Genomic DNA, 15,819 nt, shown 5'->3' with positions numbered 1-15,819 from the left:
CCCGGCCCCGCTAACAGGCGGCAATGAGCAGAAACCCGATCTACCGCGCCATGGGCACCACCGTGTTCGAGGAGATGTCGGCGCTGTGCCGCGACGGCAGCCGGATCAATCTTGGCCAGGGTTTCCCCGACGACAATGGCCCGCTCCCCTTGCGCGAAGCCGCCGCCCGCGCGCTGGTTGAGCGCTCGAACCAGTATCCGCCCTCGGCCGGCCTGCCCGAACTGCGCGCGGCGCTGGCCGCCTTCTACCGGCGCCGGCAAGGCCTGCCGCTTGCCCCTGACCAGTTCGTGGTCACCTCGGGCGCGACCGAGGCCGTGGCCGCCGCGATCCTCGCCGTGGTGACGCCGGGCGACGAGGTGCTGGTCTTTGCCCCGGCCTTCGATCTCTATGCCCCCATCGTGCGGCGCGCAGGGGGCACACCGGTCTTCGTGCCGCTCCACCCGCCGCACTGGACCTATGATCGCGAGGCCATCGCCACGCGGATCACGCCGCGCACCCGCGCGCTCATCTTCAACGATCCGCTCAATCCCACCGGCTCGGTGGCGAGCGCGGCCGAGCTGGCCATGCTGGCTCAGCTGTGCGCGGCCCACGATCTCGTGGCGATCTGCGACGAGGTGTGGGAAGCGGTGCGCTTCGACGGCCAGCCCCATCGCTCGCTGCTCACCTTTCCCGGCATGGCGGCGCGCGCGATCAAGATCGGCTCGGCCGGCAAGCTGTTCGGCCTCACCGGCTGGAAGATCGGCTGGATGGCCGCCGCGCCGGACCTGACGCAGGTTCTGGCCCGCGCCCACCAGTTCCTCACCTTCACCACGCTTCCCGCCACCCAATGGGCCGTGGCCGAAGGCCTCGCCCGCGACGACATCCTGGCCGAGCGGCTGGCCGGCTGGGCCGCAACCCGCTCGGTGCTGAACGACCTGCTGGCCGAGGCCGGCTTCGCCGTGCTGCCCGGCCCGGCGACCTGGTTCACCTGCGTGGACCTTGCGGCCTCGGGCATCGCCCTTGCCGACAGCGAATTTGCCGCCCGCGCGGTGATGGAAGGGCGCGTGGCCACCATCCCGCTGTCCGCCTTCCTCGAGCCGGGCGAGACCAGCACGATCGTGCGCCTGTGCCACTGCAAGGCGCCCGAGGTGCTGGAAGAAGGCGTGCGGCGCCTGGCGGCGTTTCGGGAAACGCTTGGCGCCTGACCGGGTCAGGCCTGCTCCAGCGGCGCGGTGCTGACCCCCAGCGCGGGAATGCCGATCGAGCGGCGGCCGCCATAGTCGGTGCGGACCACGATCAACGCCGCTTTCTCGTAATGCTCCAGCAGCCGGCGCACCCGCCCGGCCGAGCTGGTGCCGTAGATCCGCGCCAGCTCCGCGTCTTCCGGGCATGGCTCGCCCAGTTGCGCGGCGCGGGCAATCACCAGGAAGGGGGCGAGCAGGTCGTCGGCCACATCGCCCGCGATGGCGACAATCTGCGCCCAGCCCGGCTCTTCCGGCACGCAGCCGGCCACCGCCAGGGCAAAGCGGCGGCGGAACTGGGCAAGGTCCATGCCATGGCCGGCGATCCGCGCCATCCGGCAGCGCAGGGTGAAATCCTGGAACAGGGCCGGCGCGCCCTGGAAGGTGCAATCCGGCTCGGCGGCCATGTCGGCAAGGATGGTGGCCAGCTTCGCCGCGGTTTCCTCGGCCGCGAACAGCGCGCCCTGGGGCTCGGGCTCGACCTGCTCGGCGGTCGGCACCTGGGCCTCGATCTGGCCGAGCAATTCGTCGCTGGCGACCGGCGGCGCCTCGGCCACGATGGGCAGCGGCGGCGGCGGCGCCACCACCGGCTGGTCATGGAGCAGCGTGGCCATATCCTCGGAACTGGCCGTGGGCAGCGGCATCAGGCCCGAGATCGAGGTCTTGGCGCGGGTGCGGACCTCGCCGATCCTGACCGCCACCGGGCGCCGGCTGATCGCCGGGCCAAGGCCAAGGAAATGCCCGCGCGCCAGATCGCGGATCTGCTCGGCCTGGCGACGCTCCATGCCGAGCAGGTCGGCGGCGCGGGCCATGTCGATATCGAGGAAGGTGCGGCCCATCAGGAAGTTGGAGGCCTCGGCTGCCACGTTCTTGGCCAGCTTGGCCAGGCGCTGGGTGGCGATGATCCCGGCAAGGCCGCGCTTGCGGCCCCGGCACATCAGGTTGGTCATGGCCGAAAGGCTGACCCGGCGCGCGTCCTCGGCCACGTCGCCGGCGGCGGCGGGGGCAAAGAGCTGGGCTTCGTCGACCACCACCAGCGCCGGATACCATTCCTCGCGCGGGGCATCGAACAGGGTGTTGAGGAAGGCGGCGGCACAGCGCATCTGGGCATCCACCTCCAGCCCGTCGAGCGCCAGGACCACCGAGGCGCGGTGCCGACGGATACGGGCGGCGAGGCGCACGATCTCGTCGCCGGCATAGGCGGCGGCATCGATCACGACATGGCCGAACGGCTCGGCCAGCGTCACGAAATCGCCTTCGGGATCGATCACCACCTGCTGCACCAGGCCCGCGCTTTCTTCCAGCAGCCGGCGCAGCAGGTGCGACTTGCCCGAGCCGGAATTGCCCTGGACCAGCAGGCGGGTCGCCAGCAGTTCCTCGATGTCGATGCGGACAGGCGCGCCCGAGGGATCGGAGCCGATGATGACGGAAGGATTCACCGCTCCTCCCTTGCCCCTCGCGCCCGCCGGCTCAACCGCGCGGGCGGCCTTATCCCCAATCGGGCGACAGGCCGTAGCGCGGGGGGCCGCTTGGCGCTATGCCGGGGCGATGGCCGAGATCGTCAACCTGCGCCTTGCCCGCAAGGCCCGCCGCCGCGCCGATGCCGCCCAAGGCGCCGCGGAAAACCGTGCCCGCTTCGGCCGGAACAAGGCCGAACGCACGCGCGATGCGGCCGAGGCCGAGCGGCTCGCCCGCACGGTGGAAGGCGCGCGGCGCGAGCCCGAAGCGCCGGAGCAGCCCTGATGCGGAGCACCTTCGACGGCGTCACGGTCCGCCTCTACCACCTGGCCGACGAGCCGGGCATGGCCGGGGCCACCACCCTCATCTACGGCACGCTGGAAGAGGCGATCCGCCTGGCCGCCAGCCAGCCCGAGGAGGTGCAGGCCGGCCTGTTCATCGCCACCGACAACGACGTGATCGCCTGGGCCGACCTCAGCGACAGCCTCTGAACCGCAATTCCGGCACGGCGAGGGCGCGGATGCACCAAGTCCAAATGATCCGGATTAGACCAATCTCGCGGTCAGCAACTTGCCGTTCAGGTAACATGGTGAACAATTGTAAAATATGACGACAGCGGGACTGCGCGGGATGCAGGTTCTGCTAGGGCCACGCCGGGGTCGCGCCTTGAGCCATGGAGAGTTGCGCTGCTGCGGCAGCCCGATGCAATGAAAGTCGCCATTCTCGACAAGGACCCCACGTTCCGCCAGGCCCTGGTCACGCTGGTGGAAGATGCGGGATTTCACAGCACGAGCTTCCAGAGCGGGCGCGAACTCATGCGTTCGCTCCAGCGCGACGGCCATGACCTGCTGGTGATCGACTGGGACCTGCCCGATCTTTCCGGCCCCAACCTGCTCGAAGGCGTCCGCAACCAGGTGGGGTTCAACCCGCCGCTGCTGCTGCTCACCGCGCCGCTGGCCAGCCCCGACCTGGCCCTGGCCCTTCGCACCGGGGCCGATTGCGTGCTGGCCAAGCCCTGCACCCATGAAGTTCTCGCCGCCCAGGTGCTGGCCCTGGCGCGCCGGTCGACCAATTGCAGCGAACTGGCGGTGGAAACCTTCGGCGAGTTCCGCTTCGAACTGCCGACCCGGCGGCTGATCATCAGCGGGCGGGCGCTGCATCTCACCCCCAAGGAATTCACCCTTGCCCTGCTGTTGTTCCGCAACCTCAACCGGGCGGTTTCGCGCAGCTACATCCTGGAAACGGTCTGGGGCATCGACCCGGCGCTTTCCACCCGCACGATCGATATCCACATCTCCAAGATCCGCACCAAGCTCGGCCTGCGGCCCGAATCCGGCTACCGGCTGAGCCCGGTCTACGGCTTCGGCTACCGGCTTGAGGAATATGCCGGCTGAGGCCGACTGCTTGGCAAGCGCGAAACGGCCACCCATATCGCGCGGATGAGCGAAACCCTGATCATCGCCTGTCCCGCCTGCGCCACCCGCAACCGTGTCCCGGCCGAGCGGCTTGGCTCGCAGGCAACCTGCGGAACCTGCCACAACCCCCTGTTTTCCGGCCATCCGGTTGAGCTGACCTGCGCCAATTTCGCGGCCCATGCCGACAAGAGCGACCTGCCCCTGCTGATCGACTTCTGGGCGGCCTGGTGCGGGCCATGCCGGCAGATGGCCCCGGCCTTCGCCCAGGCGGCGGGCAAGCTGGAACCACGGCTGCGGCTCGGCAAGCTCGATACCGAGGCCGAGCAGCAGCTCGCCGCGCGCTTCGCCATCCGTTCGATCCCGACCATGGTGCTGGTCCATCGCGGCCGGGAAATCGCCCGCCAATCGGGCGCCATGCCGGCCGAGGCCATCGTGCGGTGGGCCGGGCAAGCGCTCGCATCGGCTTGAACCACGGCATTTTCAGCCGGAAATCGCGCAAGTGCCCTGCCCCGCCCGAACCGGCCCCGGGGTATGGCCGTTGACCTTGCCCGCGCGGTGGGCTTGGGTGCGGCGATGACCGCTGCGCCCCCTTGCGACGAAGACCAAGCCGCCCTGCGGCTGGCCCTGGCCGTGCCCGGCACCGCGCTGTGCACGATCGTGGGGATCGATGGCTCCTATTCGCGCCGGCGCGGCGCGCAACTGGCCGTGGCCCCCGATGGCCGCATGGCCGGGAGCCTGGCCGACGGCTGCCTCGAACGCGAACTGGCCACCCGGGCGCGGCAGGCTTGGGCGGAAGGCTCGGGGCCGGTGCTGCTGCGGTTTGGCGCCGGCTCGCCGTTCATCGATTTTCGCCTGCCCTGCGGCGCCGGGATCGACGTGCTGCTCGATCCCGCGCCGGATCGCGCGGACATGGCCGCCGCCCTCGCCCGGCTCGATGCGCGCCAGCCCGCCGCGCTGCCCCTGCCCGCGCCCTCGCCTCTGGCCGAACGCCGTTTCCTGCCTTCGCTGCGGCTGGTGGTGCTGGGCGCCGGGCCGGAACCGGAAGCCTTGGTCCGTCTTGCCCAGGCCCATGGCCTAGGGGCCGCGCTGCTGGCGCCGGAGCGCGACCTTGCACTGGGCCGCGCGCCCGACCTTGCGCTCGATGCGTGGAGCGCGGTGGTGCTGTTGTTCCACGATCACGAATGGGAGCCGACCCTGGCCGATTGGGCGCTGCGCTCGCCGGCCTGCTACATCGGCGCCCAGGGCGGAAAGACCGCGCGCGAGGCCCGCGCCGCCCGCCTCGCCGCCATGGGCCACGATGCCGCGAACCTGGCCCGCCTGCACAGTCCGGTAGGCCTGATCCCCCATGCCCGCGATGCTGCAACGCTCGCGCTCTCGATCCTGGCCGAAGTGGTCGCCACCTACGAACATCTGCGCGACTAGGCCCGCCAAACGCAACCGGCCCGCCGCGCCCCCCGGTATGCAGGAGCGTGACGGGCCGGCGTTCCTCCCCAGGAACTGGTGCGTCCGATCAGCGCCCGGCGGCGCTGCCGAGGCGGTGATAGAGGTTCGAGAACTTCACCGATTCGGGCGAATCCTCGTGGGCCTTGAGATAGAACAGCACGGCCTGGCTGATCAGCTTGAAGTCCTCGGTGGAGAGGACCGCACGGGCACGGGCAGGTTCGCTCATCTTCGTTCTCCTTCGCTGTGGGGGCCGGCAATCGCGCCGGCCACCCGGTCAGAATGCCTCAGGCGGCAAACTGGTTCATCGTGTTGGCGGCGCCGCCAGCCTTGAGCGCGGCCTCGCCGGCGAAATATTCCTTGTGATCGTCGCCGATGTCGGAGCCGGACATATTCTGGTGCTTCACGCAGGCGATGCCCTGGCGGATTTCCTGGCGCTGCACGCCCTTGACGTAGCCGAGCATACCGGCCTCGCCGAAGTATTCCTTCGCCAGGTTGTCGGTGCTGAGCGCGGCCGTGTGGTAGGTCGGCAGGGTGATCAGGTGATGGAAGATGCCCGCCTCGCGCGCCGAGTCCTTCTGGAAGGTGCGGATGCGTTCGTCGGCCTCGGCCGCCAGCTCGCTGTCGTCATAGTCGACGCTCATCAGCTTCGCCCGGTCATAGGCGCTCACGTCCTTGCCGGCCTGCTCCCAGGCATCGAACACCTGCTGGCGGAAGTTGAGCGTCCAGTTGAAGCTGGGCGAATTGTTGTAGACCAGCTTGGCATTGGGAATGACCTCGCGGATGCGCGAAACCATGCCGCCGATCTGGCCGATGTGGGGCTTCTCGGTCTCGATCCACAGCAGGTCGGCGCCGTTCTGGAGCGAGGTGATGCAGTCCAGCACGCAGCGGTCCTCGCCGGTGCCGGGGCGGAACTGGTAGAGGTTGGAGGGCAGGCGCTTGGGGCGCAGCAGCTTGCCGTCGCGGCTGATCAGGACATCGCCGTGGCCGAGACTGGCCGGATCAACCTCGTCGCAATCGAGGAAGGCGTTGTACTGGTCGCCGATGTCGCCGGCCTCGCGGACATAGGCGATCTGCTTGGTAAGGCCGGCGCCGAGCGAGTCGGTGCGGGCGACGATCACGCCATCATCAACCCCCAGTTCCATGAAGGCATAACGGACCGCGCGGATCTTCGCGAGGAAGTCCTCGTGCGGAACGGTGACCTTGCCATCCTGGTGGCCGCACTGCTTTTCATCGGAAACCTGGTTCTCGATCTGGATGCAGCAGGCGCCGGCCTCGATGAACTTCCTGGCAAGCAGATAGGTCGCCTCCGCATTGCCGAAGCCGGCGTCGATATCGGCGATGATCGGGACAACGTGGGTCTGGAAGGCATCGATCTTGCCGAGCAGGCGGTGGATGCCGACCGCATCGCCCGCTTCCTTGGCGGCATCCAGCTCGCGGAACAGGCCGCCCAGCTCACGCGCGTCGGCCTGGCGCAGGAAGGTGTAGAGTTCCGCGATCAGGTCGGAGACCGAGGTCTTCTCGTGCATCGACTGGTCGGGCAGCGGGCCGAATTCGCTCCGCAGCGCAGCGACCATCCAGCCCGAGAGGTAGAGGTAGCGGCCTTTGGTCGTGCCGAAGTGCTTCTTGATGGAGATCATCTTCTGCTGGCCGATGAAGCCGTGCCAGCAGCCGAGCGACTGGGTGTAGTTGGCCGGATCGGCATCATAGGCGGCCATGTCGGCACGCATGATCTTCGCGGTATAGCGGGCGATGTCGAGGCCGGTGCGGAAGCGGTTCTGCAGGCGCATCCGCGCAACGTTGGCGGCGTCGATCCCGCTCCAGGTTGCAGCGTTGGGGGTGATGGTTTCCTGCGCGGCGGTGATGGTCTGCGAATAGGTCACGGGCGAATCCTCATCGGGGAAGCGGCTGATGCCCTTCGCTAACGCAGCATGAGGCGGCGCGAACAGGCCCGGCGGGGTGCGCTTGTCAAACTTTACATCTATTCTTTGTAAAGTTGTGGAGCTATGACAACCACACAAACACCCCTTGTAAGGTTCCGTCGATGAGCCAGGCCCGCCCCCTCTATCTCGGCCCCCGCATCCGCCGCCTGCGCCGCGAACTGGGCCTCACCCAGCAGGCCATGGCGGCCGACCTCGATATCTCGCCCTCCTATGTCGCCCTGATCGAGCGCAACCAGCGCCCGGTGACCGCCGACCTCCTGCTCCGCCTCGCCCGCACCTACCGGCTCGACGTCAGCGAACTGGCCGGCGAGGATTCCGCCGACGATGCCCGCCGCGTCGGCGAGGTCATGCGCGATCCGCTGCTGGCCGACATCGACCTGCCGGCGCTGGAAATCGCCGATCTCGCCACCTCGTTCCCGGGCGTGACCGAAGCCTTGCTGCGCCTTCACGGCGCCTACCTGCGCGAGCAGCAGGTTCTGGCCGATCGCCAGCTTGGCCGCGAGGCGCACGATCCCGCCGCGCCCGATCCGGTGCGCGAGGCGCAAGGGTTCTTCGCCGCCCAGCGCAACCACTTCCCCACCCTCGATGCCCACGCCGAGGAACTCGCCATCGAAATCGCCGAGGACGGGGCTGCGGCGGAATGGCTGCGAAAGCGCAAGGGCGTGCGGGTGCGCTACCTGCCGCCCGAGGTCCTGGTGGAATCGGTCCGCCGCTTCGATCGCCACAACCAGCAATTGCTGATCGACGACACGCTCGATATGCCCACCCGCAAGTTTCAGGTGGCGGTCCACATCGCCTGGTCCACCATGCGCGAGGAGATCACCGCCATCGCCCGCGCCGCCGGGCTGTCCGGCCGCTCGGCGATCGCGCTGGTTCGCCGCAACCTTGCCGCCTATGCCGCCGGCGCCCTGGTCATGCCCTACGATCGCTTCGCCCGCGCCGCCCAAGCCCGCGGCCACGATGTCGCCGCCCTGTGCGGGCTGTTCGGCGCCAGCTTCGAGCAGGTTGCCCACCGGCTGACCACGCTGGGCCGGCCCGGGCAGGAAGGCGTGCCGTTCTTCTTCCTGAGGGTGGACCCGGCCGGCAACGTCTCCAAGCGGCTCGACGGCGCCGGCTTTCCCTTTGCCGCGCAGGGCGGCGGGTGCCCGCTGTGGTCGATCCACGAGGCCTTCCGCCGGCCCGGCGAGATCCTGACCCAATGGCTCGAACTGCCCGACGGGCAGCGCTTCTTCTCGATCGCGCGGACCGTGGGGGGAGAGGCGCGGCACGTTGGCGCGCCGGGGGTGATGCGGGCCGTGGCGCTCGCCTGCGCGGCCGAACACGCGCCGCGTCTGGCCTATGCCAGGGGGATCGACCCGGCCGGCGTGCCGGCCACGCCGATCGGGATCGGCTGCCGCCTGTGCCAGCGCGCGGCCTGCACCGCCCGCGCCCTGCCCCCGATCGGCCGCGAACTGGCCGCCGACGACCAGCGCGCCGGGGCCGCGCCCTACCTGTTCAGCGAAGGGTGATGCCGGAATCGCGCCGGGCCAATGGTGGGCCGGCGCCGGTCAGCCGGCCCGGGGCTGCCAGCCCGGCTCGACCCTGCCCCAGTGGAACAGGACAACCTCGCGCTCGACGAACAGCCAGCGCCCTGCCACGCGGATGAGCTGGTCACGATAGACGCCCGAGCCGATCAGGCTCTCGCCGCCATCGCCGTTCTTTCGCATCTCGATCGAGCTGACCGCGCGGGCGCTGTCGCCGCTGATCTCGATCATGATGTTGTGGATCATCGGGACGGTCTGCCCGGCGGGGATCGCCGCGTAGAACGTGTCCATCGCCGCCCGGCCGCGCACCGCGTTGCCGCGCAGTCCTCCGCCCGGCGCCTGGATGAAGGCCCCATCGGGGGTGAACAGGTCAGCCGGCGAAAGCCCGTGGGCCACCCGCAGCGAATAGGCATGGATGATGTCGCGGATCAGCTCGCGGTCAACCAGTTCGCGCAGCACCGCCTCGGCCGGCTTGCCGGCAAATCCGTCGATCCGCCCATCGAACAGGTCTTTCGCGGCCTTGCCGATCCCGTTCTGCCCGCTCATCCGCCCAGTCTCCCCCGCGCCAAGTCCCGGCACCGCCACGGCCGGCCCACCGGCCATGACCGCGACCAGCGCACCGCCAGTCAACGCGCCCTTGGTCAACACCTTGCGCCGTGAAATCCGCTTCGCGCCCATGCCATCCTCCCCGCGCCCGCCATGCCCCTGCGCCATGATGCGCGGCGCGAAAGGCCAGGGCCATTCCGGCCGGATCAGCGCAGCGAGACGACGTTGTCCGAAACGCGCGGATCCCGGCGATCGCCGCGATACTGGGTGGCCATCGGCTCATCGGCCACTTCGACCACGTGGACGGCATCGAAGCCGTTGAACGCAGTTTTCATCGCCGCGCCATAGGCGCCCAGCATCCCGATCTCGACATAGTCGCCCGCGGCCACGTCGGCCGGCAGCATGAACGGCCCCTTCATGTAGTCGCCATCGTCGCAGGTCGGGCCGTAGAAGGCGAATTCCTCGTCCGCGTCGGCGCGGCCTTCGTTCAGGCACTTCACCGGGAAGCGCCAGCCCAGGTGCGCGGCATCGAACAGCGCGCCATAGGCGCCGTCGTTGATGAACAGCTCGTCGCCCCGGCGCTTCTCCACCTTGACCACGATCGAGTTGTATTCGGCGCACAGGGCACGGCCCGGCTCGCACCACAGCTCCGACGAATAGGAGACCGGCAGCGATTCGGCGGCGCGGTGGATCGCACCGAAATAGTCCTCCAGCGGCGGAGGCTCCATGCCCGGGTAGATCGACGGGAAGCCGCCGCCAACATCGACGATGTCGACCGTGACCGAGGCATCGACGATCGCCGCGCGCACGCGCTCCAGCGCCTGAACATAGGCAAACGGGGTCATCGCCTGCGAACCGACGTGGAAGCAGATGCCCAGGCTGTCCGCCACCTGGCGGGTGGCCTGGAGCAGCGGCGCCGCATCGGCCAGGTCGATGCCGAACTTGGAGGCCAGACTCAGCTCGGAATATTCCGAAGAAACGCGCAGGCGCACGCACAGGGCCAGATCCTCGGCCGGCTGGCCATCGGCATTGGCCGTGGCGGCCACGATCTTGTCGAGCTCTTCCTGGCTGTCGAGGCTGAAGGTGCGAACTCCGTGGACCTTGTAGGCCTCGGCAATGGCGCCCGCGGTCTTGACCGGGTGCATGAAGCACAGCGTGGCCTCAGGCAGCGTGGCGCGAACCATGCGGACCTCGGCGATCGAGGCCACGTCATAATGGGTCACGCCGGCGGCCCACAGCGCGAGCAGCAGATCGGGCGACGGGTTGGCCTTCACGGCATAGAGCGACTTGCCCGGAAACTTCTCGACGAAGAAACGGGCAGCCCGGTGCGCGGCCTGGGGGCGATTGAGAATAACGGGTTCGTCGGGCGCGAGCGCGCGAACTACAGCCGATGCGTCAGGATAGCTGTGCAACTCAAGGGACCCCCAATAGGCCTTTCGGCCAGAAACAACACAAAGCTGCCTTGCGGTTTGGAAGTCCCCATGGGGCAGCGAGAGGGGGCGATATAGGGCGCATCTCCGCGATCGCAAACGAAAAATGGCTCCGCGGTTTCCGGGGGGCGACAGGGGGTGGAAAACTGGCGGAAATGCGTGGTTTTTGGCGGGGTTTGGCGGAGGAGAAATCGGATCGTTTTGTGTCGGCTGGGGTGCCCCGAAGAGCGACTCGGAAGGCGTGCCGGCGGCGGAATGGTTCACGCGGCGGCGCGGAGGAGAAAAGGGCGCGCGCAAAGGCGCAAGGAGGTCGCGCGAGGCGGCGAAGCCGCTTTCAGTTCAAACGGCACGAAAGATGAGTGGCCTTGCGGCCCGCCCCAACTCCTTTGCACCTTTGCGCCTTTGCGCGAGGAAAATTTGCCGCGCCTCCGCGTGAACCCGAAAATTCAGCTCAGCCGATCGCGGAAGGTCTCCCAGCCAAACCGCTTCACGCATTCCAGCGCATCGGTTTCCGAATCCCACAGCCAGATCGAGGGCAGCGGCACGCCGTTGAAGGTCGTGGTCTTGACCATCGAATAGTGCGCCTGGTCAAGGAAGGCGAAGCGCGTGCCCGGTTCGGGCGGCTCGGGCAGGACATAGTCGCCGATCACGTCGCCCGCGAGGCAGGAAGGCCCGCCGAGGCGCACGGCCTCGCCCTCGTCCGCCGGATCGCGCTCATTCAACAGGGCCGGGCGATAGGGCGCCTCGATCACGTCGGGCATATGACAGGTGGCCGAAATGTCGGTGATGGCCACCGGCATGGCATTCCAGGCCACGTCGAGCACCGTGCCCACCAGGATGCCCGCATCGAGCGCCACGGCCTCGCCCGGTTCGAGATAGACCTGCGCCCCGGTATCCTCGGCCATGTCGCGCAGGAACTGGACCAGCTCGTCGCGCTGGTAATCGGCGCGGGTGATGTGGTGTCCGCCGCCCAGGTTGATCCACGAGAATTCGCCGAAGAACGGCTCCAGCTTGTCGAACACCACGTCCCAGGTGCGCGCCAGGGGCAGGAAATCCTGCTCGCACAAAGTGTGCATATGCAAGCCGTCGATCATGGCCATGTGTTCGGCCGTGAGCTGGTCGATGGGAAAGCCGAGTCGCGAATGAGGGGCGCAGGGATCGTAGCGGGGCACCTCGCCCTCGGCGTGCATCGGGTTGATGCGAAGGCCGATGTCGAACTGCTCGCCCATGGCGCGGGCGACCTCGATGATGGGCAAGAACCGTTCGATCTGCTGGGGCGAATTGAAGATCACGTGATCCGACAGGCGCAGGATCTCGGGCAGGTCCTCACCCTTGTAGGCGGCGCAGTAGGTGGCGATCTCGCCGTCGTAGAACTCGCCCGCCAGCCGCGCTTCCCACAGGCCCGAGGTGCACACGCCATCAAGGTATTCCCCGATGATCGGCGCCACCGACCACATCGAGAAGGCCTTGAGCGCGCCCAGCACCTTCGCACCCGACCGCTCGCCCACATCGGCCAGCACCCGCAGGTTTGCGCGCAGGCGGGCAGCGTCGACCACGAAGGCGGGGCTATCCACGCGGTTGAGATCGAAGTGGGCAAATGCGCCCGGATCGCCGGCTCTGGTTTCCATGAACGCCGCCTAGCGCATCACGGCCAACTGGTCCTCCCCATTTTTGCGAAGCACAAATGGGGAGGCGGCAGCGCAAAGCGCTGATGGAGGGGTCAGCTCCGCTTGCAATACCGAACGAGCGCTTGGGCAATGGCCTCGGGAGATTTCAGCACGTCCGCAGCCGGAACACGGACAACCTCCAAGCCAAGCCCCCGCAGTTCCGCATCCCGGCGCTGATCGCGTTCCGGCGCACCGGCCATGTCGTGCGAAATCCCATCGATCTCGATACCGACCTTGGCCGCCGCGCAATAGAAATCGACCACATAACCACCCACCGGATGCTGCCGGCGGAACACCACCCCGTCGGGCGCGCCACGCAGCAGGTTCCACAGCAAGACTTCGGGCAGCGACATCTGCTGCCGCAACTGGCGCGCTCTCGGGACATTCCGGGGCTGTTTCTGGCGCGGCAAGTACCCCTCCGTCAGGCGCTGACGCGCCTGCCACCTCCCCATTTATGCTATGCAGAAATGGGGAGGATCACATCGCCGCACCAATCCTCTCCATTTTCCCCCGAGCTTGTCGAAGGGGCAAATGGGGAGGTGGCAGCCCGCAGGGCTGACGGAGGGGCAAACCCCTCAGAACGCCAACGGCCCCGCCAATTCCTTGCAGGTCCACGGCAGGCCGTGCTGGTTCAGCATGGCCATGAACGGATCGGGGTCCATCTGCTCCATGTTGAACACGCCGTCACCGGCCCACGCGCCGGTCATGATCATGGCCGCGCCGATCATCGCGGGCACGCCGGTGGTGTAGCTGATCGCCTGGTTGCCGGTCTCGCGATAGGCATCCTCGTGGTCGCAGATGTTGGAGATGTAGAAGGTCTTCTCGCCAGACCCGTCCAGCGCCTCCCCGGTGGCGATGTCGCCGATGTTGGTCTTGCCCTTGGTGGTGGGGCCAAGCGTCTCGGGCTTGGGCAGCACGGCGGCGAGGAACTGGAGGGGCACGATTTCCTGGCCGTTATAGATCACCGGGTCGATCCGGGTCATGCCCACGTTCTGCAGCACGGTCAGGTGCTGGATATAGGCATCGCCGAAGGTCATCCAGAAGCGGCCGCGCTCCAGTTCGGGCAGGAAGCGCGCCAGGCTTTCCAGCTCCTCGTGGTACATCAGGTACATATTCTTGGGGCCGACGCCCTCGAAGTCGAACTGCTCGCGGATGGTCATGGCCGGGGTTTCCACCCACTGGCCCTTGTTCCAGTGCCGCGCGGGCGCGGTCACTTCGCGGATGTTGATTTCCGGGTTGAAATTGGTGGCGAAGTGCTGGCCATGGTCGCCGCCGTTGCAATCGAGGATATCGAGGCTGCGGATGGTCCTGAGCTTGTGCTTCTTGAGCCACATGGCGAACACCGAAGTCACGCCCGGATCGAAACCGCTGCCCAGCAGCGCCATCAGACCCTTCTCGCGGAAGCGGTCATGCAGGTCCCACTGCCACTTGTACTCGAACCTGGCCTCGTCGCGCGGCTCGTAGTTGGCGGTGTCGAGATAATGGGTGCCGGTCTGGAGGCAGGCCTCCATGATCGCGAGATCCTGATACGGGAGCGCGAGGTTGACCACCAGCCTGGGGCCGATCTGGCGGATCAGGGCGGAGAGCGCGGGCACGTCCTCGGCATCGATCGCGTAGGTATCGATCACCTGCCCGGTGCGCTGCTTCACGGAAGCCGCGATCGCATCGCACTTGGCCTTGGTGCGGCTGGCGAGGCTGACGTGCGGGAAGATGTCCGGGTTCATCGCCATCTTGTGAACCGCGACCGAGCTGACGCCGCCGGCGCCGATGACCAGAACCTTGCTCACCTATCGTTCTCCTGTGCGCGGCGGGATTCCCGACCTGCGAAGTGCGCCCATATAGACGGCGCGCCGCGCATCACAACATCGCTTGGATGACAGGCCTGTGGCAGCCGGTTCAATCGCGGACGAACAGGCTGGCCAGCTCGACATGGGTAGACCAGCGGAACTGCCCCACGGGGCGCACCTCGGCCAGCCGCCAGCCCGCCTCCACCAGCAGCGCCGCATCGCGCGACCAGCTGGAGGGATTGCAGCTGACATAAACGATCCGCCCCACGGTGCTGCCGGCCAGCCGCTCCACCTGCTCGCGCGCGCCGGCGCGCGGCGGGTCGAGCACGACCGCGGCGAAGCGGTCCAGTTCCTCGGGCAGCAGCGGATTGCGGAACAGGTCGCGGTGCAGCGCATGAACCTGGACTTGCGCCCGCGCCGCGGCCTCCTTGCAGGCCATATGCGTGTCGCGTGCGGCCTCCACGGCCAGGACCTTCACCTCCGGCGAGGCCAGCGCGAAGGCGAAAGTCCCAAGGCCGGCGAACAGGTCGGCCACGGTCGCGCAGCCGGCCAGCCATTCGCGCGCCGCGCCAACCAGCGCAGCCTCGCCATCGGCGGTCGCCTGGAGAAAGGCGCCGGGCGGAAACGGCACCGCCACGCCCGAAAGGGTCATCGTCGCCGGCTCCGGCTCCCACACCGTTTCCGGGCCATAGCCGCCATCCATCGTCAGCCGGGCAAGGCCGTGGAGGCGGGAAAAATCGAGCAGCAGTTCGGTGGCGGCCAGGCCTTCGGCGGCCAGCCCCTTGATCCCCAGGTCCACGCCCTGGTCCACCAGGGTCAATTCCACGTCGGCCGCCAGCTTGGCGTGGGCGTGCTTGCCGCCGGGCCGGCCCTTCGCGGCCTTCTTGCCCGCGCCCCCTCCGGCACCTTGGCCCAGCCGGATCAGCAACTTTCGCAGGTGCGGCAGGATCGCAACCAGTTCGGGCGCCAGCACCGGGCATTCGGCCAGTTCGACCACCCGATGCGAGCGGGCCTCGCGGTAGCCGATCACCACGCGCCCCTGCGAGCTTTCCGCCCGAAGCGAGGCGCGGCGGCGGCTGCCCGGCGGGGAAAGGTGCGGCGGCAGGAAGCGCTCGGCCCCCAGCCCCTGCGAGCTGGAGGCATTGGCCACGCGCGCTTCGACGAAGCCGGCCAGACTCTCCTCGTCCAGTTGCTGCAACTGGCACCCGCCGCACTGCGCGAAGTGGCGGCAGACCGGCGCCACGTGATGCGGCCCCCATTCCAGCGTGCCATCGGGCAGCAGCAGGTCGCCGGGCGCGGCGCCCCAGGCAAACCGGCCCGAGGCGGTGATGCCATCGCCCTTGGCGGCAATCCGCAGGATTTCCTCGGGCTCGGGCATGATCTGGTTATC

The 15,819-nt window shown here is 68.4% G+C and carries 16 protein-coding genes; 7 read left to right on the top strand and 9 right to left on the bottom strand.

Features of this window, described 5'->3' with window-relative positions; genetic code table 11:
• Window positions 1-23 precede the first annotated feature (23 nt).
• A complete protein-coding gene (locus ACFOD9_RS08205; protein WP_379509599.1) occupies window positions 24-1,184 on the top strand; it encodes an aminotransferase in 1,161 nt (386 codons plus the stop codon).
• Between the two features lie 5 nt (window positions 1,185-1,189).
• Here the strand turns inward: ACFOD9_RS08205 and ACFOD9_RS08200 are convergent, their stop codons facing one another.
• A complete protein-coding gene (locus ACFOD9_RS08200; protein ID WP_379509598.1) occupies window positions 1,190-2,659 on the bottom strand; it encodes an ATP-binding protein in 1,470 nt (489 codons plus the stop codon).
• A 109-nt stretch (window positions 2,660-2,768) separates the two neighbouring features.
• Here ACFOD9_RS08200 and ACFOD9_RS08195 point away from each other — a divergent pair, with 109 nt between their 5' ends.
• From ACFOD9_RS08195 to ACFOD9_RS08175, 5 genes are all read left to right on the top strand, one after another.
• Complete coding sequence (locus ACFOD9_RS08195) at window positions 2,769-2,963, top strand: DUF4169 family protein (RefSeq protein ID WP_379509597.1); 195 nt, start codon at window positions 2,769-2,771, stop codon at window positions 2,961-2,963.
• A complete protein-coding gene (locus tag ACFOD9_RS08190; RefSeq protein ID WP_379509596.1) occupies window positions 2,963-3,169 on the top strand; it encodes a hypothetical protein in 207 nt (68 codons plus the stop codon). The genes ACFOD9_RS08195 and ACFOD9_RS08190 overlap by 1 nt, the downstream gene beginning before the upstream one ends.
• A gap of 216 nt (window positions 3,170-3,385) precedes the next feature.
• Complete coding sequence (locus ACFOD9_RS08185; RefSeq protein WP_379509595.1) at window positions 3,386-4,072, top strand: response regulator transcription factor; 687 nt, start codon at window positions 3,386-3,388, stop codon at window positions 4,070-4,072.
• A 45-nt stretch (window positions 4,073-4,117) separates the two neighbouring features.
• On the top strand, window positions 4,118-4,561 hold the full coding sequence (gene trxC, locus ACFOD9_RS08180; RefSeq protein WP_379509594.1) for a thioredoxin TrxC: 444 nt from the start codon (window positions 4,118-4,120) through the stop codon (window positions 4,559-4,561).
• Window positions 4,562-4,666: 105 nt separating this feature from the next.
• The gene (locus tag ACFOD9_RS08175) at window positions 4,667-5,515 is read left to right on the top strand and encodes an XdhC family protein (protein WP_379509593.1); all 849 of its coding nucleotides are present in this window, start codon (window positions 4,667-4,669) and stop codon (window positions 5,513-5,515) included.
• 88 nt (window positions 5,516-5,603) lie between these two features.
• Here ACFOD9_RS08175 and ACFOD9_RS08170 read toward each other — a convergent pair whose 3' ends face one another.
• The gene (locus tag ACFOD9_RS08170) at window positions 5,604-5,762 is read right to left on the bottom strand and encodes a hypothetical protein (protein ID WP_379509592.1); all 159 of its coding nucleotides are present in this window, start codon (window positions 5,760-5,762) and stop codon (window positions 5,604-5,606) included.
• A 58-nt stretch (window positions 5,763-5,820) separates the two neighbouring features.
• Window positions 5,821-7,416, bottom strand: a complete 1,596-nt coding sequence (locus tag ACFOD9_RS08165) for an isocitrate lyase (RefSeq protein ID WP_379509591.1) — start codon at window positions 7,414-7,416, stop codon at window positions 5,821-5,823.
• Between the two features lie 161 nt (window positions 7,417-7,577).
• Between ACFOD9_RS08165 and ACFOD9_RS08160 the strand changes: the two genes are divergently transcribed.
• Window positions 7,578-8,984: a helix-turn-helix domain-containing protein gene (locus tag ACFOD9_RS08160; protein ID WP_379509590.1), complete on the top strand. Its 1,407-nt coding sequence runs from the start codon at window positions 7,578-7,580 to the stop codon at window positions 8,982-8,984.
• A 39-nt stretch (window positions 8,985-9,023) separates the two neighbouring features.
• Here the strand turns inward: ACFOD9_RS08160 and ACFOD9_RS08155 are convergent, their stop codons facing one another.
• From ACFOD9_RS08155 to ACFOD9_RS08130, 6 genes are all read right to left on the bottom strand, one after another.
• Window positions 9,024-9,713, bottom strand: coding sequence for a nuclear transport factor 2 family protein (locus ACFOD9_RS08155; protein WP_379509589.1), 690 nt, complete (start codon window positions 9,711-9,713; stop codon window positions 9,024-9,026).
• Between the two features lie 38 nt (window positions 9,714-9,751).
• Window positions 9,752-10,957, bottom strand: coding sequence for a type III PLP-dependent enzyme (locus ACFOD9_RS08150; RefSeq protein ID WP_379509588.1), 1,206 nt, complete (start codon window positions 10,955-10,957; stop codon window positions 9,752-9,754).
• A 464-nt stretch (window positions 10,958-11,421) separates the two neighbouring features.
• Window positions 11,422-12,603 carry a carboxynorspermidine decarboxylase gene (locus tag ACFOD9_RS08145; protein WP_379509587.1) on the bottom strand — a complete coding sequence of 394 codons (1,182 nt, stop codon included), beginning with the start codon at window positions 12,601-12,603 and terminating at the stop codon, window positions 11,422-11,424.
• Between the two features lie 92 nt (window positions 12,604-12,695).
• On the bottom strand, window positions 12,696-13,007 hold the full coding sequence (locus tag ACFOD9_RS08140; protein WP_379509586.1) for an endonuclease domain-containing protein: 312 nt from the start codon (window positions 13,005-13,007) through the stop codon (window positions 12,696-12,698).
• 210 nt (window positions 13,008-13,217) lie between these two features.
• On the bottom strand, window positions 13,218-14,429 hold the full coding sequence (locus tag ACFOD9_RS08135) for a saccharopine dehydrogenase family protein (RefSeq protein ID WP_379509585.1): 1,212 nt from the start codon (window positions 14,427-14,429) through the stop codon (window positions 13,218-13,220).
• A gap of 109 nt (window positions 14,430-14,538) precedes the next feature.
• Complete coding sequence (locus ACFOD9_RS08130) at window positions 14,539-15,807, bottom strand: class I SAM-dependent RNA methyltransferase (RefSeq protein WP_379509963.1); 1,269 nt, start codon at window positions 15,805-15,807, stop codon at window positions 14,539-14,541.
• Window positions 15,808-15,819 lie beyond the last annotated feature (12 nt).

This window comes from Novosphingobium bradum (assembly GCF_042646485.1).
Lineage (GTDB): Bacteria > Pseudomonadota > Alphaproteobacteria > Sphingomonadales > Sphingomonadaceae > Novosphingobium > Novosphingobium bradum.
The sequence above is the reverse complement of the archived record's forward strand: the minus strand, read 5'-3'. Positions and strand labels throughout refer to the sequence as shown.